Here is an 18,129-nt window from a genome sequence, read left to right as displayed (position 1 = left end):
CTGAACCGCTTCCAAGACCTTGCTGACCGCCGCTGGATGGGACACACCGTCCGGTATCCCGAAATTCGCGCCTCTGATAGCCGCAACCGACCCGAGATGACAAACGATAAGCCTGACCCGTCCCCTGCCCGCCCCGCATCCTCGCGGCGGACGCTGCTCGCGGCCGGTGCCGTGGCGGTGGTCGCCGTGGCTGGCATCGCGGTGGTGACCTTTGGCGGATTGCTGAAGGGACGGCCGGCGGGCGACCAGGCCTGTCAGGCGGCGGTCGACACCGCCAAGCGGATCGCACCGCTGATCAAGGGCGAGGTGGCGGCGCTGACGGCGGCAACAGTGCCGCTGCGGCTGCCGGATCTCACCTTCGAGGACGGCACGGGGGCGGCGAAGAAGCTGTCGGATTTCCGTGGCAAGACGGTGCTATTGAACCTGTGGGCGACCTGGTGCGTGCCCTGCCGCAAGGAGATGCCGGCGCTGGACGGGCTGCAGGCCAAGCTCGGCGGCGACGCCTTCCAGGTGGTCGCGGTCAACATCGACACCCGCGACCCGGAGAAGCCAAAGACGTTCCTCGCCGACGCCAAGCTGACGCAGCTCACCTATTTCGCCGATCCGAAGGCCAAGGTGTTCCAGGATCTGAAGGCGGTCGGCCGCGCGCTGGGGATGCCGACCTCGGTGCTGGTCGACGGCAATGGCTGCGAGATCGCGACCATCGCGGGTCCCGCCGAGTGGGACAGCGCCGACGCGGTCAAGCTGATCCAGGCGGCGACGGCGAAGGCCGCCGCGGGACTCTAATCGGAGAACTCAGGCGGCGATGTTGAGATTGCCGCCGACGCCGGGGCCGGCATTGGCGAGCGACAATGTCTGCTGCGCGCCGCCGAGCAGCGTCAGCACCGCATCCTTCTGGGCGTTCAGGTTCTGCTTCAGCACCGACGTGGCGACCTGCTGCTGTGTCGCACTCGCCTGCTGCGCCATGACCGCAGCCACCAAGCTCATGTCCATACGCGTACAACCTCTCGTTACGGCGAGGTTAAGCCGTGTGCCTTAACGAAGCGTATCGGTCGAGCCCGGCGGCGGTAAAATCAGCGGGTCGGCACCGGCTTCGGGCCGCGATAGTCGTAGAAGCCGCGCTGCGTCTTGCGGCCGAGCCAGCCGGCCTCGACATATTTCACCAGCAGCGGGCACGGCCGGTATTTGGAATCCGCCAGCCCCTCATGCAGCACCTGCATGATGGACAGACAGGTATCCAGACCGATGAAATCGGCCAGCTCGAGCGGCCCCATCGGGTGATGCGCGCCGAGCTTCATCGCCGCATCGATCGCCTCGACATTGCCGACGCCCTCATAGAGCGTGTAGATCGCCTCGTTGATCATCGGCAGCAGCACGCGGTTGACGATGAAGGCCGGGAAGTCCTCGGAGACGGCGACCTGCTTGCCGAGCCGGCCGACGAACTCCTTGGCCGCCTCGAAGGTGGCGTCGTCGGTGGCGATGCCGCGGATCAGCTCGACCAGCTCCATCAGCGGAACCGGGTTCATGAAATGAATGCCGATGAAGCGCTCGGGGCGATCGGTGCAGGCGGCGAGCCGGGTGATCGAGATCGACGAGGTGTTGGAGGCGATGATCGCCTCCGGCTTCAGCACCGCGCAGAGATCGTGGAAGATCTTGCGCTTGACGTCCTCCTTCTCGATCGCGGTCTCGATGACGAGATCGCAATCGGCGAGGCCATCGAGGGTTTCGCTGATCGAGATATGGCCGAGCGCCTGGTTGCGGGCGTCCTCGGAGATCACCTTCTTCGCGACCTGGCGGGTCAGATTGCCGTTGATGGTCGCCATGCCCGATTTCAACCGGTCGGCAGTGACGTCGTTGAGCACCACGTCGAGCCCGGCCAGCGCGGCAACGTGCGCGATGCCGTTGCCCATCTGTCCTGCGCCGATCACTCCGAGCTTGTTGATCTGAGCCATGTTGTCATCCACCCGAACGGCACGCCTGCTGCGCCCGCCCATGCCCTTGGAAGTGAGAACACCGGCCGCCGCGGTCCCACGCGGCCGGTGTCTTGAGCGTTACTTGCCGAGCTTGCCGAGCGCCTCGGTCAGCTCGGGAACCGCCTGGTAGAGATCGGCCACCAAACCGTAATCGGCCACCTGGAAGATCGGCGCGTCCTCGTCCTTGTTGATCGCGACGATCACCTTGGAGTCCTTCATGCCGGCCAGATGCTGAATGGCGCCTGAAATGCCGACCGCCACATACAGCTCCGGCGCCACGACCTTGCCGGTCTGACCGACCTGCCAGTCGTTCGGCGCGTAGCCGGCATCGACCGCGGCGCGCGAGGCGCCGACGCCGGCGCCGAGCTTGTCGGCGAGCGGCTCGATGTACTTCGCGAAGTTCTCGCGGCTCTGCATCGCGCGGCCGCCGGAGACGATGATCTTGGCCGACGTCAGCTCGGGACGGTCGCTCTTGGCGACCTCCTCGCCGACGAAGGTCGACAGCGCCGGATCGCCGGCCGCCGCCACGGTCTCGACCGACGCGCTGCCGCCCTCGCCTGCGGCGGCGAAGGTCGAGGTGCGCACGGTGATGACCTTCTTGGCATCCTTCGACTTCACGGTCTGGATCGCGTTGCCGGCATAGATCGGCCGCTCGAACGTGTCGGGCGCGACGACCTTGATGATCTCCGACACCTGCATCACGTCGAGCAAAGCGGCGATGCGCGGCATCACGTTCTTGAAGCGCGAGGTCGCGGGCGCGACGATCGCGTCGTAGTTCGCGGCGAGCTTGACGACGAGGTCGGCGAGCGGCTCGGCGAGATCATGCGCGTAGGCCGCATCATCGGCGAGCAGCACCTTCTTGACACCTGCGAGCTTGGCGGCGGCTTCGGCCGCAGCCTTGGCGCCCTGGCCCGCGACCAGCACGTCGACATCGGCGCCGAGGGCTGTCGCCGCCGTCAGCGCCTTGTTGGTCGCGTCCTTGATGGATGCATTGTCGTGTTCGGCAATCAGCAGCGTGGCCATCAGAGCACCCCCGCCTCGGTCTTGAGTTTGTTGACGAGCTCGGCGACGTCCTTGACCTTGACGCCGGCCTTGCGGCCCGCCGGCTCGGTGGTCTTGAGCACTTCGAGCCGCGGCGTGAGATCGACGCCGGTGTCGGCGGCGGTCTTCTCGGCGATCGGCTTCTTCTTCGCCTTCATGATGTTCGGCAGCGACGCGTAGCGCGGCTCATTGAGACGCAGGTCGGTGGTGACGATCGCCGGCCCCTTGAGCTTCACGGTCTGCAGGCCGCCGTCGACCTCGCGGGTGACCTTGAAATCGGAGCCCTCGACCTCGAGCTTGGAGGCGAAGGTCGCCTGCGCCCAGCCCAGCAGCGCGGCCAGCATCTGGCCGGTCTGGTTGGAATCGTCGTCGATCGCCTGCTTGCCGAGGATGATCAGACCCGGCTGCTCGTCCTGCGCCACGGCTTTGAGGATCTTCGCGACCGCCAGCGGTTCCACGTTGCCTTCGGCCTTGACCAGGATGCCGCGGTCGGCGCCCATCGCGAGCGCGGTGCGGATCGTCTCGGACGCCTGCGCGGGCCCGATCGAGACCACCACCACCTCGGTCGCCTTGCCGGCTTCCTTCAGCCGCAGCGCTTCCTCGACGGCGATCTCGTCGAACGGATTCATCGACATCTTGACGTTGGCGAGCTCAACGCCCGATCCGTCGCTCTTGACGCGGACCTTGACGTTGTAATCGACCACCCGCTTGACCGGCACCAGAACCTTCATCGATCCTCTTTCGCTCTAAATTGTCCGGGGTTGACCTTTCGGGCGCGGAACCTAAAGCCCCCGTACCCCCCGGTCAACGCGCGAGGGGGAAAAAACGCAGGCCCGCACGCCCCCGCGTTAACGGTTTTGCGGGTTAACGGTTTTGGCCCGGCACCCACAACACGTCGCCGGCGCCGTTCCGGTTTGCCGCCCGGCTGGCCACGAACAGGAAATCCGACAACCGGTTCATATAACGAATAGCGGCCTCGCTGACCGGCTCGTCAGGCTTGCCGGCGAGTTCCGTCATGATCCGTTCCGCCCTGCGGCAAATGGTACGCGCCACATGCAGATGCGCCGCCGCCGCAGTCCCTCCGGGCAGCACGAACGACGTCAGCGGCGAGAGCCGCTCGTTCAGCGTATCGATGTCGCGCTCCAGGCGGTCGACCTGGCTCGCGACGACGCGCAGCCGCTCCGCCTTGCCCTCGCGCTGCGGCACGGCGAGATCGGCGCCGAGGTCGAACAGATCGTTCTGGATCAGGCCGAGCATCGCATCGATCTCGGGCGCATCGGCCAGATGCAGCCGGACCACACCGATCGCAGCGTTGGTCTCGTCAACGGTTCCATAGGCGGAGACGCGCAGATCGTACTTGGGGCGCCGCTCGCCATTGCCGAGCGCGGTCGTACCGTCGTCACCGGTCCGTGTGTAGATGCGATTCAGGACCACCATGCTGCGTTCTCAACGTCCGTTTCTCGACGCCTCGGCGTCTCGGTCTCAGCGCCCCATCGCCCAGATCGCCGCCATGGCAACAACGATCGCGACGAACTGCAGGATCACCCGCCAGCGCATCAGCTTCTGCGACAGGTTCGGCGAGCCGCCGCGCGTCATGTTGACGAGGCCGAGAAACAGCACCAGGGCGACCGCGCCAACGGCGATGGGAAGGATGAATTTACCAAGAAGTGAAGCCATCGGTGCTAGATAACACCGCAAACGCAAGAGCGCCATGGCGGATCCGCGCAGCCGGCGCTGCAACTTCTGGCTTTTGGACCCGTAATATCGGATTGTACAAATCACGTTCTTTCGCGGAGTGCAGGGACAGGTGAAGGCGCTTCGCTACATCTTCCACGTCGTCATGGACGCGTTCTACACCTTCCTCGCCGACGACGGCTGGGCGATCGCCAGCCATATCGCGCTGTCGACCCTGATGGCGCTGTTTCCCTTCCTGATCGTCCTGACCTCGCTCGCCGGCTTTCTCGGCTCCAAGGACCTGGCCGACCAGGCCGCCACCTTGATGCTCGAGACTTGGCCGGCGCAGGTGGCGGATGCGCTGACCGGCGAGATCCACGACGTGCTGACCACGACCCGGACCGATGCGCTGACCATCGGCGCCGTGCTCGCGGTCTACTTCGCCTCGAACGGCGTCGAGGCGCTGCGGGTCGCGCTCAACCGCGCCTACGGCGTGATCGAGCAGCGCCGCTGGTACTGGCTGCGGCTGGAATCGATCGGCTATACCCTGGTCGCCGCGTTCACGGCGCTGGCGATGTCGTTCCTGATCGTGCTCGGCCCGCTGATGCTCGCCACCGCCCGGCGCTATTTGCCGCTGGCGGTCGAAGCCAACGAGCGCTTCGTCAACCTGACGCGCTACGGCATCACCATCAGCGCGCTGGTCGTCGCGCTGTTCATCCTGCACGCCTGGCTGCCGGCGGGGCGGCGCAGCTTCATGCAGATCCTGCCCGGCATCGTCTTCACCTTCATCGCCTCGCTGGTGTCAGGGATCGTGTTCGGCCAGTACCTGGCGCGCTTCGCCAACAACTACGTCACGATGTATGCGGGGCTCGCATCGGTGATCATCGCACTGGTGTTCCTGTATTTCATCGCCGCGATCTTCGTGTATGGCGGCGAATTGAACGCTTCGATCATCAAGTCGCGGCTGCCGCGCGGCGTGTCGCTCCAAGAAGCGCAGTCGCTAGAGCCCGCGGCGAAACGGGCTTGAGCAGGAACGCGTCCGCGCCGGCAGCCCGCGAGGCCGCCTCGTCCTCGCCGCGTCCGGACACGCCGATGATCGGGATAGTCCCGTGGGGCGCGTCCAGCTTGCGAATGCGAGCAATCGCCTCGACGCCGTTGATGCCGGGCAGCACCATGTCCATCAGCACCGCATCGTAATTGCCGGCCGCGATCCGCTCCGGCGCCGCCTCGCCGCGGCCGATGAACTCGGCCTGGTGGCCGAGTTCATTGAGGATGGTGTTGAGCACCACGCGGCCGAACGGATTGTCCTCCACCCCGAGGATCCGCAGGGGCCGCGTCGGCGCGAGGGCGACACCATCTTCCGATCCGCCGGCGGTGGCGTGCGGTGTGGCCGCAACGGTCAGCGTCACCGTCAGGGTGAAGGTCGTGCCGCCGCCTTCATGCGGCGCCACTGCGACATCGCCGCCCATGGCGCGCGCCAGTTGCCGGACCGAGGACAGTCCGAGTCCGGCCCCGCCGAAGCGCGAGGCAATCGAAACATTGGCTTGGCTGAACGGCCGGAACAGCCGCTTGATCTCCTTCAGGGTCAGGCCGATGCCCGAATCCGAGACGTGGAAGGCGATCGCGGCGCTGCCCCTGCCCGCGCCTCGGCCTGCGCCCCTGCTCGGCTTGCCGCGACCGCCGCGGCGTGCCGGAACGACCTCCAGCGCCACGCCCCCCTGCTCGGTGAACTTCACCGCATTGTCGATCAGGTTCTCGAGCGCAGCGCGCAGCCGCACGGGGTCGCCGATCACAAGTCCCGGCAAGTCGTCGGAAACGTGGACCTTGACATCCAGCCCCTTGGCGGCGGCGCGGCCCGACAGCGAGTCTCCGGCGGCCCGCGCCAGCACGCGCAGATCGAACAGATCCTCACGCGGCAGCGCGCCGGTGGTCTCGTCCTTGGCGGCATCGACGAACAGGGTGGCGAGGCTCGACAGATGCTCCGCGCCGGCCTTGATCGTATCGACCCAGCGCCGCTCGCGCTCGCCAAGCTCGGAGGTGGCGAGCAGGTCGCTGATGGCGAGAATGCCAGTCAGGGGCGTGCGCACTTCATGGGCGAACACCGCCAGCGCGGCTTCGACGACTCCTGGTGATCCAGCGGCAGCCTTGGGCACGGACTTCGCGGTCTCGGGCTTCCTCACTCCGGACTTGGCCGCGCTTCGCCGGCTCCCCGCCATCGCCGTGACCTGAGGAACGTGCTTCTTGAGCGGTCGCGCCTTGGTGCGCTCCTTGGCCGGCGCCGCCTTCGCGGCCCTGGTCTTCTGCGTTTGTGTCTTCGGCGCTTGTGCTGCGGACGACGGCATCCTCGGGGATGTCGTCCTGGAGGGCGCCTTTTCCGCGGGCGCTCTGGACGCGCCGGCGGACCTGGGCGCAGCCGGCTTGGCCGGTCGGGCCCGACGCCCCGTACTCATCTTCCGAACGCGCTTCATCATGGCCCCTGTGACATGAACTCCGAAAAACGAAGGGGCACTTGTACTGTCATGTCTCGTCGTGCCGCTTTCGATTGAAGCTCCCGATTACCCGCGCCATTGAGCAGCATGGCACGGTCGTTTCCGGGTGTCACGATGCCCCGGAGGTTGTCCCCGCCGGAAACGTGGGGAGACATCGGGGCTTGCGGCAGGACGCGGCTAGACCATGCCGATCCTGTGTCGGATTTCCGCCGGCGAGACGCCTTCCGCACGCAAGGCGCGCAATCCCGTCGCCCGGGAGGACTTGGACAGCTTGTGGCCCTGCGCGTCGCGAATCAGTTGGTGATGCCGATAGGCCGGAGCCGGCAGGCCGAGCAGGACCTGCAGCAGCCGGTGCACGCTGGTGGCATGAAACAGGTCCTGCCCACGCACCACCTCGGTCACCCCCTGCAGGGCATCGTCGAGCACGACGGAGAGGTGATAACTGGTCGGCGTCTCCTTGCGCGCCAGAACCACATCCCCCCAGGCCTCCGGCCTTGCTGCGACCCTGCCACTCTCGCCCGAAGGCCCGGCGCCATGCTCGTCCCAGGCCGGCCGGCCGGCGCGCGCGACCGCGGCGGCCATGTCGAGCCGCAAGGCATAGGGCGCGCCGCTGGCCATCAGTGCCGCACGGCGCGCCTCGGAGAGCGAGGTCGCCGTCCCCGGATAGAGCGGCGCGCCATCCGGATCGCGCGGCCAAGCCCCCTCTGCATCCCGTTGCGCGACCATCCGCGCGGCCTCGGCCCGGCTCTCGAAGCTCGGATAGACCAGCCCCATGCCCCGCAGCCGGTCCAGCGCAGCGCGGTACTCGGCAAGGTGCTCCGATTGCCGCCGCACCGGCTGCTCCCAGGCGATGCCGAGCCAGGCGAGGTCCTCATAGATCGCCTGCTCGAACTCGGGGCGGCAGCGGGTCGGATCGATGTCCTCGATGCGCAGCAGCAAGCGGCCGCCGCTCCGCTGCGCGCATTGGAAGTTCAACAGCGCCGAAAAAGCGTGGCCGAGATGCAGATAGCCGTTGGGGCTGGGGGCAAATCGGAAAACGGGTGGCATCATGATGAGTTCGACGCCACAGAGCCCTGCGCCTCTCCTGCCTGCGTTTCGCGTTCCAGACGCTCGACCACGGTCCGATAGAAGTGCTCTGCCTGCTGCATCATCTCGGCCGTACTGCTGCGGCATTCGCTGAAGGCCGACCGGGCCAGCTCGAACTCGGCATCGACGAACGCGGCCACCACGGGCGGCAGCGGTGCGATGCCGAGCTCGCGGGTCGAGGCTTTCCGCTGCATCAGCTCGGCCACCTCCGCCTGCAAGGCCGCGGGCGGATCGCACTCCGCCATCAAGGTCGGAAAATGCATCGGCGCCACCGCTTCCCTTGGGTGCAGGCGCAGCCAGCGCAGCGTCGCGGCTGGCCGCAGCGCGTAGAAGATCTTCTTCTGCGCAACCTCCGTGCCGTCGCCGAAATACGCGCGGCGTTGCCGTTCACCGAGATGCAGATAGTGCCGCGCCACGGCATCGCGGCTCGCCACGCTCCTGGCGAAGGCGAGAAAGTCATCACGAAACCAAGCGGAGCCACGATACACCACCGGCGACCGCAGCCATTCGATGATGACCGCATTGCCCTTCAGCAGCAGCTGTACCGCCTTGGCCAGGTCCCAGCCGTTGGCGTCGTAATCATCTTCGAGCGGAAACTCGATGACGTCGCGCACCGGCCATGGCTTGATATGATCGGCGGCGCGCCGCACATAGACGAACCGGCAATCATAGTCGCTGTCGGGCGAGGCAAAGCCCCAGGCGCGGCTGCCGCTCTCGATGGCGAGCGGCAGAAACACGCCGTGCTCGGCAACGACGCGATCCAGCAGGGAGTCGATCCCGGCGACCTTGTGGCGGGCCATGTCGGAGGGGATGCTACGCAAGCTCATGAGAGTTCCAGCCGTGACTGACGCTGCCTTAGCCCTGGGCCTTCCTGCCGTCCACCCGGCGCGACATGGCCCAGCCTTGCGTTCGGCGACGCCATGACCCTTCACCTCGACAGCCAAGCCGTTCTCGAGGACGCGATCCGCGACCTGGTGAAGCAGGACGCGCGGCTGGCGCCCGTCCTCGAAGCGACCGGCATGCCGGCGCTCCGGAGGCGTGAGCCGGGCTTCGCCGGGATCGCCCACATCGTCTGCGGCCAGCAGCTCTCGACCGCGAGCGCGGCCGCGATCTGGGGCCGGCTGCAGGCGGCATTCGATCCGTTCGATGCCGACGCCGTCCGCCGCGCCCGCGCCGACCGGCTGGGGCGGCTCGGCCTCTCTGCCGCCAAGATCAAGACGCTGAAGCACATCGCGCGCGAGCTCGGCGCCGGGCGGCTGAACCTCGACGTGCTCGCCAATGAGGACGCCGACGCCGCGCACGCCACCCTGACCGCCCTGCCCGGCATCGGACCGTGGACCGCCGACGTCTACCTGCTGTTCTGCCTCGGCCATGGCGACGCCTGGCCGTCCGGCGACCTCGCCGTGCAGGAGGCGGTCAAGGTCGGGCTCGGGCTTGCGACGCGGCCTACGGCCAAGCAGATGATGCCGCTGGCCGAAGCGTGGCGCCCGCTGCGCGGTGCGGCGGCGCACCTGTGGTGGAGCTATTACCGCGTCGTCAAGAAGCGCGAGGGCGTGATCACGCCGGCGAACTAACAACTCCGGTGAACGGCGTTTCAAACAAAGTTGGGGTTGCAAAACGGTCATCGATGTCGGCCAGGATCGCGCCACGACGCACAGCAAACGAACGGCCGAGGTCTTCATCATGCAATCGTCCGATTTCATCGTCGCACGCGGCGATCTGCAGCAGTGCAAGACGATCGTCACCGAGCTTCCCGATGGCGACGCGCTTCCTGCCGAGGCGCTGCTGGTGAAGGTCGACCGCTTCGCCTTCACCGCCAACAACATCACCTACGCGCTGCTCGGCGAGCAGTTGAAATATTGGCAACTGTTTCCCGCGCCCGACGGCTTCGGCATCATTCCCGTGTGGGGCTTCGGCGACGTGATCGCGTCCCGCCATCCTGCCGTCGCGCAAGGCGAGCGCCTGTTCGGCTACTTCCCGATGGCGACGCATCTCGTCATCGAGGCCGCCGACGTCGGCAAGCGCGGCCTGCGCGACGCGGCCGCGCACCGCCAGGGCGTCGCGCCGGTCTACAACGCCTATGCGCGGGTGGGCGACGATCCCGCCTTTGCCGGACGGCAAGGCGATGATCAGGCGCTGCTGCGCCCGCTGTTCATGCTGTCGTTCCTGGTCGACGACTTTCTCGCCGAACAGGCTCATTTCGGCGCCACAACCGTCATCCTGTCCTCGGCCTCGAGCAAGACCGCGTTCGGTCTCGCCCACCTCCTGCATACGCGGCGCAAGGGCATCCGCGTGATCGGGCTGACCTCGCCATCGAATGCGGCCTTCGTCCGCTCGCTCGGCTGCTACGACGCGGTCGTGACCTACGACGCGGTCGACGGGCTCGACGCGAGGTCGCGCGCGGCGTTCGTCGACATGGCCGGCAACGCCAGCCTCCGCGCCGCGCTGCATCGGCACTACGGCGACAACCTCGTCTATTCCGGCCGCGTCGGGCTGACGCATCAGGACGGCAGCGATGATGCAGAGATGCTTCCCGGTGCCCCGCCCACCTGGTTCTTCGCGCCCGACCAGATCAGGAAGCGTGCCAGGGAATGGGGACCCGGCGGCATCGAAAGCCGGCTCGGCGCGGCGTGGCGGGACTTCGCCCCGCGGCTCGACGGCTGGCTCACGATCACGGAAGGACGCGGACCGGAGGCCGTACAGCGCGTCTATCTCGACACCTTGCAAGGTCATATTCCGCCGCATGAGGGCCACATGCTGACGATGGCGACGTAAGCAGGTTTTCACCCGCGACCAAACCCGTGTAGCGTTGCCCGGACTGAGGTTGCGCAGAGGCAGGGAGGCGAGGCGATGTCCATTCTCGGAACGGGCAATTACAGCTATCGCGTCGTCAAGGACTGGGCCAAGCTGCCCGAGGGCTGGGCGCTCACCGACGTCGCCTCGGTTGCCGTTGACAGCAAGGATCGCGTCTACGCCTTCAATCGCGGCGCCCATCCGATGATCGTGTTCGACCGCGACGGCAATTTCATCAAGAGCTGGGGCGAGGGCCTGTTCAGCCGCGCCCACGGCTTGTCGATCGACAGCGAGGACAATCTCTACTGCACCGACGATGGCGACCACACCGTGCGCAAATGCACGGATGACGGCAAGGTGCTGCTGACCATCGGCCTGCCGGAGCGTCCGGCGCCGTTCATGAGCGGCGAGCCGTTCAACCGCTGCACCCACACCGCGCTGTCGCCCTCGGGCGAGATCTACGTTTCCGACGGCTACGGTAATGCGCGGGTCCACAAATACACACCCGACGGCCGGCTGATCCGCAGCTGGGGCGAGCCCGGCTCCGATCCCGGCCAGTTCAACATCGTTCACAACATCGCGACCGATGCCGACGGTTTTGTCTATGTCGCCGATCGCGAGAACCACCGCATCCAGATCTTCGACGGCGACGGCCGCTACGAGACGCAGTGGAACAATCTGCATCGGCCCTGCGCGCTGTGCGCCTGCGGCGCGGGGCGCAAGACCTTCATCATCGGCGAGCTCGGCCCCGGCATGCCGGTCAACCTCAACGTTCCCAATCTCGGACCGCGGCTGACCATCACCGACGCCACCGGCCGGCGCATCGCCCGGCTCGGCGGCGAGCACGGTCCGGGCCTGGAAACCGGCCGCTTCCTGGCCCCGCACGGCCTCGCCATCGACAGCCGCGGCGACATCTATGTCGGCGAGGTCGGCGTCACCAACTGGAGCACGAGCTTCCCGGACCGGCCGATGCCGGACGAGGTCAGGATCCACCGCTGCCTGCAGAAGCTGGAGCGGGTCCCGGGCTGACCTTGGTCGTCCTGCTGGTCGTCGTGCCGGAAGACATGCAACTGATTTGCAGTGCGGCGGATCGGGCGCTCTGCCACGGTTCTGACGCGCTTTGGACGGCAGCTCCAAAGGCGGGAGAAGCCATGTCAAGCCATTCTTGGGGCTTCACAATCCCGTCACGCTGCATGTAGTATGTCAGGGCATGCTGCTTCGCAGCCGTTATGGAGGCCAGGAGCGTTACTTGAACGCACATGTCTCGCAAGGCGGTTGGCCGGTGTTGGTGCTGAACGCGGACTTCCGGCCGCTGAGTTACTACCCGCTGTCTCTCTGGTCGTGGCAAGACGCGATCAAGGCAGTGTTTCTCGATCGCGTCAACATTGTCGAATACTACGACCGCGCGATCCGAAGTCCGTCCTTCGAAATCCAGCTGCCCAGCGTGGTTTCGCTGAAATCCTTCGTAAAGCCGTCGACGCATCCGGCCTTCACCCGCTTCAACGTCTTCCTCCGCGACCGTTTCGCCTGCCAGTACTGCCACTCCGGCGACGACCTGACCTTCGATCACGTCATCCCCCGCAGCAAGGGTGGCCAGACCACCTGGGAGAACGTCGTCGCCGCCTGCTCGCCCTGCAATCTGAAGAAGGGCAATCTGACGCCACAGCAGGCCAAGATGTTCCCCAAGCAGGCGCCCTATGCGCCAACCGTCCACCAGCTCCATCGCAACGGCCGGCTGTTCCCGCCGAACTACCTGCACGACAGCTGGCTCGACTATCTCTATTGGGACACCGAGCTCGATCCGTAGCGGATCGGCCCGTTGTCGGTGTTGATGCTGGACATCGCCCCGGCGGCGGCGACATGCTGCTCTCGCTGGCGTCTGCGAACGCTCGGCCGCCAGATCCGCAGGCCGAATGGCCCGGCCGTCCGGCCATATATCGGACTGGATTAACTCCACTTTAGGTCCCTGTTCAGCATGCTCGCGCGTTGCCGCATGGGCCGCCGCCATGGCTGCCCGCTTCCGTCACCGATCCAGCAGGGCCGTCCGTTCCGCGCATGCAGACCGCAACCACCGAGTGCAAAGCGGCGGCGCTCGCGAAAGCCCAGGCAGCCAGCTCGCTGCAGAACATTTCCCTCACGATGTTCGCCAATGTGGCGATCGCAACGTCGCTGGCGCTGCTGCTGTATCTCAGGGAGGGCGGCACCCTCATCTTCTGGTGGCTGGGCGCAGCCATCGTCTTCGCCGCGTTCCGCGCCGGATGGGTGTCGTACCTGAAATCGTCCGGACGGATCGAGCGCGATCCACAGCGCGTGCTGCGCAATCTCACCATCATGGCTTTCGCCAGCGGCGTGCTGTGGGCGATCGTCCCGATCGCGCTGCCGGCCTTCTCCCACGCGCACAACGTCAACGACGTCGTCTTCATCATGGCCGGCACCACCACCGGAGCCATCATCCAGAGTCTCGCCTATTCGAGGATGGCGATCGCGTTCGGCGCGCCGCTGATGGGCGCGACCGTGCTGCGGATGCTGATCTCGGGCAGCGACGTCGACTACATCGTCGCGGTCGACGTCGCCTTCCTGACCTTCATGCTGTTCCGCGCAGCGCGGCTCGGCGAGCGCAACTTCATCGCGAGCCAGAAGACCGCCATCGAGGCGACCGTGCTGGCGGAATCCGTCGCCGAGGCCAACCACGCTTTGGAGCGTCTGGTTCGCACGGACTCGCTCACCGGGCTCGCCAATCGCAGCCATTTCCGCACCGTGGCCGCCGCGGCGTGCCGTTCCGGACGCGGGGTCGCATTCCTCCTGATCGACGTCGACAACTTCAAGACCATCAACGACGCGCGCGGCCACGATGCCGGCGACCGGGTCATTCAGGCCATCGCCGCGCTGCTGCAATCCGCCTGCCGCGGCGACGATCTGCCGGTCCGCCTGGGCGGCGACGAGTTCGTCGTCGTCATGCAGGGCGACGACGTGGCGAGCCGGTCCGTCGCACTCGCCGAATGGCTGATGGCCGCCCTCGCGCAGCCGCTCGCGATCGCGGGCCAGGTGCTGCCCGTGAGCTGCTCGATCGGCATCGCGGCGCATGCGGAAGGCCCGATCGATCTGGAAGAGCTCTCCGCCCGCGCCGACGTCGCGCTCTATCGCGCCAAGGACGACGGCCGCGCCTGCATGCGCGTATTCGACGCCAAGATGCAGTCCGAGCTGACGCAGCAGCGCCGGCTCGATGCCGAGCTCCCCGCCGCGCTGGCCCGCCGCGAGCTCCACGTCGAATTCCAGCCCCAGGTCGCGATGGCCACGCAGGAGGTCATCGGCTTCGAGGCGCTGCTGCGCTGGAAGCACCCGAGCGCCGGACTGATCCCGCCGCCGGACATCGTGTCCGCGGCGATCCGATTGCGCCTGTCCGGCCAGCTCACGGAGTTCGTGGGCGAGCGCGTCTGCGCGTTCCTGCGCGCGCTCGACCGCAAGAAGGCGCACGGCATCCGGGTATCGATCAACGTCTCGCCGCGGGAATTCCCGCTTCACTCGCCGGCGCAGACCCTCAAGACCGTCTCCGAGCGCTACGGCGTCGATCCCCACCGGATCGAGATCGAGGTGACCGAAGAGGCGATGTTCGATCCCAAGCGCTGCGCCGACGAATTGAAGCTGATCGACCAATACGGCTTTGGTCTTGCGATCGACGATTTCGGCGTCGGCCATTCCTCGATCGCGAACCTGATGGCGGTCGAGATCGACACCATCAAGATCGACCGCTCCTTCATCCACGGCATCGCCGGCAACCGACGGGATCAGCAGCTCGTCGCCGCCATCACCGCGGTGGCGCTGCCGCTCGGCCACCGCATGATCGCCGAGGGCGTCGAGAGCGAGGCGGACGCCGAGTGCCTTCGCATGCTCGGCTGCTCCTACGGACAGGGCTGGCTGTATGGCAAGCCGATGAAGGAGGACGACGCCATCGCGTGGCTCGTCCAGCATCGCAGCGGTGCTGCTGCCGCGGTCGAGCGCTTGCCGCGCAGCGCGTAGGTGCTGCGCGGACGTCGCGCTCACGGATGGACCAGCACATCGGCAAGACCATGGGCAAGGCTCGGTCCGAAGGCGCCGGCCCAGGCGGCTGCGATGACGAGGACGAGGCCGGGGACGAGGCGCAGGGCGAAGGACGACCCGCCGCTGGTCCACGCCACCACGATCTTGCTGATCGTGTTCGCCGACAGCGCCGCGAGCACCGGAGCCACGGCATCGGCGGCGCCGATCTTGCCCGACGCGGCGAGCGCAGCCGCGGCCACCGCCGGCGCATGGGTATCGACGAGACCGGCGACGGCAGCGCTCGCCACCAGGCCGGCTTCGCCGAACGCCTCGCGCAACGCGGCCGACAGCACCAGCACCGCAGAGATCGTCAGCGCCAGCAACAGCGCGCCCGGCAGGCTGAAGGCGTGTCCGGGCGGCAGGTCGGCGGAACCGCTCTGCCGCAAGCCGACGATCGTGAAGATCGCGCCGTAGATCGCCGCCGCCGCGCCGGCGCAGAGCAGCGGGACCAGCAGCGCCTGCAGCGCCGGGAGGCTGGTGACGGCCAGCACCGCGGCGAGCTGGGCGATGGTCGCGACCGTCGACAATGCCGCGCCGGCGGCTGCGGCGCCGCCAAGCTCCGGCGCCTTGCGCGCCCGTGCGCCCATCGCGCCGATCGTGGCCGTGCTGGAGACGAAGCCCGAGGCGAAGCCGGACACGGCGAGCCCGCCGCGTGCGCCGAGCAGCCGCATCGAGACATGTCCGGCGGCACCGATCGCCATCATCAGGACGACGAGCGTCCAGATGCCGCGCAGATTGAGCGCGCCGTACGGACCGATCGGCTGATCCGGGAGCAGAGGCAGCACGACCAGCGTGGCCGCGGCAAAGATCAGGCCGTCCTTGAGCTCGCTCTCGCTGAGCACCGAACGGACGAAGTCGTGCAGCACCGGCCGGGCCGCCAACAGCACCGCCAGCACGACGGCGACGCCCGCCGCCAGAGCAGGTTGCTCGGTGGCGAGGCCGCCGAGCAGGACGGTCAGGATCAGCGCCGCCTCCGAGGTCAGTCCCGGATCGTCGCTGCGCGAACGCCAATAGGCGATCGCCGTGAGGACCATGATTCCAGCGGTGACGACGGCCAGCAGCAGCTTGCCGCCGATCAGCATGCTCACCGCGCCGGCCAGCGACGCGACGGCAAAGGTTCGCAAGCCCGCGGGCGAGCGCCCGGGCCCTTCGCCCTTGCGGCGCTCGCGCTCCAAGCCGATCAGCAACCCGATGCCGAGCGCGACGACGATCTTGATGATCGCGGGACTGAGGCTCATGAGATCCGGCATCGACATGGTCCTACGTCAAACCGCCAGGTCTGCGCCGGGGGACATCGGGCAACCCGGTACATCGCCGCAAGGTTTCCCATCGGTCCGCTCAGGCCGCGACGAACGCGCTGACGATCATCAGCATACACGTGATGAGACCAAGTGCGGGGACCCATAGCGGCACCCGCACATGGGCGGCATCCGATCCGATGCGCCAGATGCGGATACGGAGCAGGCACAGATTGACGATGGCGAAGATCGTCAGCGTCGCGAGCGAGGTGCCTTCCGCCAGCCGCTCCAGCGGGAAGGCCAGCGCGAGGATCGCGACCGCCAGCATGACGAGGCCGGTTGCGATCAGCGGCGTTCCGGTGCGCGGATCGACGCGGCCGGCGATGCGCGGCAGGTCGCCCTGCCCCGCCATGCCATAGACGACGCGCGCCGTCATCGTCATCTGAGCGAGAATGGTGTTGAGCGTGGACACGATCGCAATCGCGGTGAAGGTGGCGGGGCTGATGCCTGCGACGGCATTGAACACCAGGCTGAGCGGCGCCGGAGAGGCCGACAGCATGCCCGGCGCCACGGCGGTCACCGCGATCGCAGCAATCAGCACATACAGCACGGAGGTGATCAGCAGCGTGAGCGCCATCGCCCACGGAATGCTTCGCTGCGGGCTCTTGGCCTCCTCCACGACGTTGGCGAGGTCCTCGAAGCCGACGAAGGCGAAGAACGCGAGCAGGCCGGCGAAGGTGATGCCGGAAAGAACGCCGAGATCGAGCGGCGGCGGCGTCAGCAAGGCAGGGCCGAACGCGACGCCGGAGTGAACGGCCGAGACGACGATCCACACCAGTCCGCCGGTCTCGATCAAGGTCAGCAGTCCGGCGAGCATCACCGATTCGAGAATGCCCCAGGACGCCACGATGCCGAGCGCGACCACGATGGCCATCGCGATCAGCGGCGTCGGCAGATCGATCAGTTGCCGGATGTAGCCGGCGCCGCCGAGCGTCACCGCGGCCGCCGCGATGATGCCGGTGGCGAGTCGCAGCGAGCCGACCGCCGTCGAGAGCAGCCGCGACTTGAAGGCCGCGCGGACATAGGCGGCCTCGCCGGCGCTCACGGGATAGCGGGTCGCAAGCTCGGCATAGGAGGCGGCGGTGAACGCCATCACGAAGGCCGCCAGCGCAAAGGCCCAGGAGGAATGGACTCCTGCATGACCGGCGACCGCGCCGATCAGGACATAGATGCCGGCCCCGACGGTCACGCCCGTGCCGTAGAGGACCAGCAGCGGCAGTCCGAGCCGCCGCCGCAAGCCAGATGGAGGCACGATTGGATCTTGCGGCACCACGACGTCCATTCTTGATCACAACGAACAACAGAGTTGTAGGGGCTTAAGGGAGCAAGCGCGAGCGCTCTTGATCCCGGTCAATCCGGAGCGCGCGCCCGCGGCCGGCTGCTGCGGCATTCGGCCGCCGGGCCTTCTTCGCGAGGCGCGTTCGCCTTCACGGCCATCGGCCAACTTGAGATGCGCCGCGTCGAGACATGACTTCGCGCTCTCGCGGCGCGATGGGCCCGAGCTGTGCTGATCGATCTCCTCTCGAAACGAGAGGGCGCAGGGAAGACCGAGCCTCGGCCGAGGCCCGTGGCCCCCGTGCGGAGAAAATGCACGGGGCAGGAACCACAGGTTCAGCCGGAGCGACCGGCGGATTCAATTGGTCGTCGCAACACTCGATGAGGAGGTTGCGATGGGCATTCGAAAGAAACGGTCAACGC

18 protein-coding genes are annotated in these 18,129 nt (G+C 67.3%); 7 read left to right on the top strand and 11 right to left on the bottom strand.

Going from position 1 to position 18,129, the window contains the following annotated elements:
- Positions 1-96 precede the first annotated feature (96 nt).
- Complete coding sequence (tlpA, locus tag QW861_RS30025; RefSeq protein WP_315753871.1) at positions 97-786, top strand: thiol:disulfide interchange protein TlpA; 690 nt, start codon at positions 97-99, stop codon at positions 784-786.
- A gap of 9 nt (positions 787-795) precedes the next feature.
- Here the strand turns inward: tlpA and QW861_RS30020 are convergent, their stop codons facing one another.
- The 6 genes from QW861_RS30020 to QW861_RS29995 all read right to left on the bottom strand — a co-directional run bounded on the left by QW861_RS30020 (position 796) and on the right by QW861_RS29995 (position 4,691).
- On the bottom strand, positions 796-993 hold the full coding sequence (locus tag QW861_RS30020; protein ID WP_315718145.1) for a putative motility protein: 198 nt from the start codon (positions 991-993) through the stop codon (positions 796-798).
- 80 nt (positions 994-1,073) lie between these two features.
- Positions 1,074-1,952, bottom strand: coding sequence for a 3-hydroxybutyryl-CoA dehydrogenase (locus QW861_RS30015; protein WP_315718147.1), 879 nt, complete (start codon positions 1,950-1,952; stop codon positions 1,074-1,076).
- Between the two features lie 99 nt (positions 1,953-2,051).
- Positions 2,052-2,996, bottom strand: coding sequence for an electron transfer flavoprotein subunit alpha/FixB family protein (locus tag QW861_RS30010; protein WP_315718148.1), 945 nt, complete (start codon positions 2,994-2,996; stop codon positions 2,052-2,054).
- On the bottom strand, positions 2,996-3,745 hold the full coding sequence (locus tag QW861_RS30005) for an electron transfer flavoprotein subunit beta/FixA family protein (protein WP_315718150.1): 750 nt from the start codon (positions 3,743-3,745) through the stop codon (positions 2,996-2,998). The genes QW861_RS30010 and QW861_RS30005 overlap by 1 nt, the downstream gene beginning before the upstream one ends.
- Positions 3,746-3,878: 133 nt before the next feature.
- A complete protein-coding gene (locus tag QW861_RS30000) occupies positions 3,879-4,451 on the bottom strand; it encodes a cob(I)yrinic acid a,c-diamide adenosyltransferase (protein ID WP_315736202.1) in 573 nt (190 codons plus the stop codon).
- A 45-nt stretch (positions 4,452-4,496) separates the two neighbouring features.
- Positions 4,497-4,691: a twin transmembrane helix small protein gene (locus QW861_RS29995; protein WP_315718162.1), complete on the bottom strand. Its 195-nt coding sequence runs from the start codon at positions 4,689-4,691 to the stop codon at positions 4,497-4,499.
- Between the two features lie 130 nt (positions 4,692-4,821).
- On the opposite strand from QW861_RS29995, the gene QW861_RS29990 reads away from it, so the two are divergent.
- The gene (locus tag QW861_RS29990) at positions 4,822-5,715 is read left to right on the top strand and encodes a YihY/virulence factor BrkB family protein (RefSeq protein ID WP_315718152.1); all 894 of its coding nucleotides are present in this window, start codon (positions 4,822-4,824) and stop codon (positions 5,713-5,715) included.
- Here the strand turns inward: QW861_RS29990 and QW861_RS29985 are convergent.
- The 3 genes from QW861_RS29985 to QW861_RS29975 form a co-directional block, all read right to left on the bottom strand.
- Positions 5,642-6,796 (bottom strand): ATP-binding protein, encoded by a 1,155-nt coding sequence (locus QW861_RS29985; protein WP_409999241.1) that lies wholly within the window; start codon positions 6,794-6,796, stop codon positions 5,642-5,644. The genes QW861_RS29990 and QW861_RS29985 overlap by 74 nt on opposite strands.
- 558 nt (positions 6,797-7,354) lie before the next feature.
- Complete coding sequence (gluQRS, locus tag QW861_RS29980) at positions 7,355-8,224, bottom strand: tRNA glutamyl-Q(34) synthetase GluQRS (RefSeq protein WP_315718164.1); 870 nt, start codon at positions 8,222-8,224, stop codon at positions 7,355-7,357.
- Positions 8,224-9,090 (bottom strand): nucleotidyltransferase domain-containing protein, encoded by an 867-nt coding sequence (locus QW861_RS29975; RefSeq protein WP_315753873.1) that lies wholly within the window; start codon positions 9,088-9,090, stop codon positions 8,224-8,226. Before QW861_RS29975 ends, gluQRS begins: the two co-directional genes overlap by 1 nt.
- A 93-nt stretch (positions 9,091-9,183) precedes the next feature.
- Between QW861_RS29975 and QW861_RS29970 the strand changes: the two genes are divergently transcribed.
- The 5 genes from QW861_RS29970 to QW861_RS29950 all read left to right on the top strand — a co-directional run bounded on the left by QW861_RS29970 (position 9,184) and on the right by QW861_RS29950 (position 15,073).
- Positions 9,184-9,837, top strand: a complete 654-nt coding sequence (locus QW861_RS29970; RefSeq protein ID WP_316193849.1) for a DNA-3-methyladenine glycosylase 2 family protein — start codon at positions 9,184-9,186, stop codon at positions 9,835-9,837.
- A 109-nt stretch (positions 9,838-9,946) separates the two neighbouring features.
- Complete coding sequence (locus tag QW861_RS29965; RefSeq protein ID WP_315826616.1) at positions 9,947-11,038, top strand: DUF2855 family protein; 1,092 nt, start codon at positions 9,947-9,949, stop codon at positions 11,036-11,038.
- A 75-nt stretch (positions 11,039-11,113) separates the two neighbouring features.
- Positions 11,114-12,085 carry a peptidyl-alpha-hydroxyglycine alpha-amidating lyase family protein gene (locus tag QW861_RS29960; protein WP_315826615.1) on the top strand — a complete coding sequence of 324 codons (972 nt, stop codon included), beginning with the start codon at positions 11,114-11,116 and terminating at the stop codon, positions 12,083-12,085.
- Between the two features lie 220 nt (positions 12,086-12,305).
- Entirely contained in the window at positions 12,306-12,863 is a 558-nt protein-coding gene (locus QW861_RS29955) for an HNH endonuclease (protein WP_006610584.1), read from the top strand.
- 248 nt (positions 12,864-13,111) lie between these two features.
- Positions 13,112-15,073: a putative bifunctional diguanylate cyclase/phosphodiesterase gene (locus tag QW861_RS29950; RefSeq protein ID WP_315753881.1), complete on the top strand. Its 1,962-nt coding sequence runs from the start codon at positions 13,112-13,114 to the stop codon at positions 15,071-15,073.
- 20 nt (positions 15,074-15,093) lie between these two features.
- Here QW861_RS29950 and QW861_RS29945 read toward each other — a convergent pair whose 3' ends face one another.
- Together QW861_RS29945 and QW861_RS29940 are read right to left on the bottom strand one after the other, a co-directional pair.
- Positions 15,094-16,389 (bottom strand): MgtC/SapB family protein, encoded by a 1,296-nt coding sequence (locus tag QW861_RS29945; RefSeq protein WP_315753883.1) that lies wholly within the window; start codon positions 16,387-16,389, stop codon positions 15,094-15,096.
- Positions 16,390-16,471: 82 nt separating this feature from the next.
- Positions 16,472-17,683, bottom strand: a complete 1,212-nt coding sequence (locus QW861_RS29940) for an APC family permease (RefSeq protein ID WP_315753885.1) — start codon at positions 17,681-17,683, stop codon at positions 16,472-16,474.
- Positions 17,684-18,129 lie beyond the last annotated feature (446 nt).

Source organism: Bradyrhizobium sp. SZCCHNRI1029 (assembly GCF_032487555.1).
Lineage (GTDB): Bacteria > Pseudomonadota > Alphaproteobacteria > Rhizobiales > Xanthobacteraceae > Bradyrhizobium.
This window is presented reverse-complemented; position numbering and strand designations above follow the sequence as displayed.

Coding starts and splice junctions, on each gene's coding strand:
- tlpA (WP_315753871.1), top strand. CDS start 97: ATGACAAACGATAAGCCTGACCCGTCCCCTGCCCGCCCCGCATCCTCG.
- QW861_RS30020 (WP_315718145.1), bottom strand. CDS start 993: ATGGACATGAGCTTGGTGGCTGCGGTCATGGCGCAGCAGGCGAGTGCG.
- QW861_RS30015 (WP_315718147.1), bottom strand. CDS start 1,952: ATGGCTCAGATCAACAAGCTCGGAGTGATCGGCGCAGGACAGATGGGC.
- QW861_RS30010 (WP_315718148.1), bottom strand. CDS start 2,996: ATGGCCACGCTGCTGATTGCCGAACACGACAATGCATCCATCAAGGAC.
- QW861_RS30005 (WP_315718150.1), bottom strand. CDS start 3,745: ATGAAGGTTCTGGTGCCGGTCAAGCGGGTGGTCGATTACAACGTCAAG.
- QW861_RS30000 (WP_315736202.1), bottom strand. CDS start 4,451: ATGGTGGTCCTGAATCGCATCTACACACGGACCGGTGACGACGGTACG.
- QW861_RS29995 (WP_315718162.1), bottom strand. CDS start 4,691: ATGGCTTCACTTCTTGGTAAATTCATCCTTCCCATCGCCGTTGGCGCG.
- gluQRS (WP_315718164.1), bottom strand. CDS start 8,224: ATGCCACCCGTTTTCCGATTTGCCCCCAGCCCCAACGGCTATCTGCAT.
- QW861_RS29975 (WP_315753873.1), bottom strand. CDS start 9,090: ATGAGCTTGCGTAGCATCCCCTCCGACATGGCCCGCCACAAGGTCGCC.
- QW861_RS29970 (WP_316193849.1), top strand. CDS start 9,184: ATGACCCTTCACCTCGACAGCCAAGCCGTTCTCGAGGACGCGATCCGC.
- QW861_RS29965 (WP_315826616.1), top strand. CDS start 9,947: ATGCAATCGTCCGATTTCATCGTCGCACGCGGCGATCTGCAGCAGTGC.
- QW861_RS29960 (WP_315826615.1), top strand. CDS start 11,114: ATGTCCATTCTCGGAACGGGCAATTACAGCTATCGCGTCGTCAAGGAC.
- QW861_RS29950 (WP_315753881.1), top strand. CDS start 13,112: ATGCAGACCGCAACCACCGAGTGCAAAGCGGCGGCGCTCGCGAAAGCC.
- QW861_RS29945 (WP_315753883.1), bottom strand. CDS start 16,389: ATGTCGATGCCGGATCTCATGAGCCTCAGTCCCGCGATCATCAAGATC.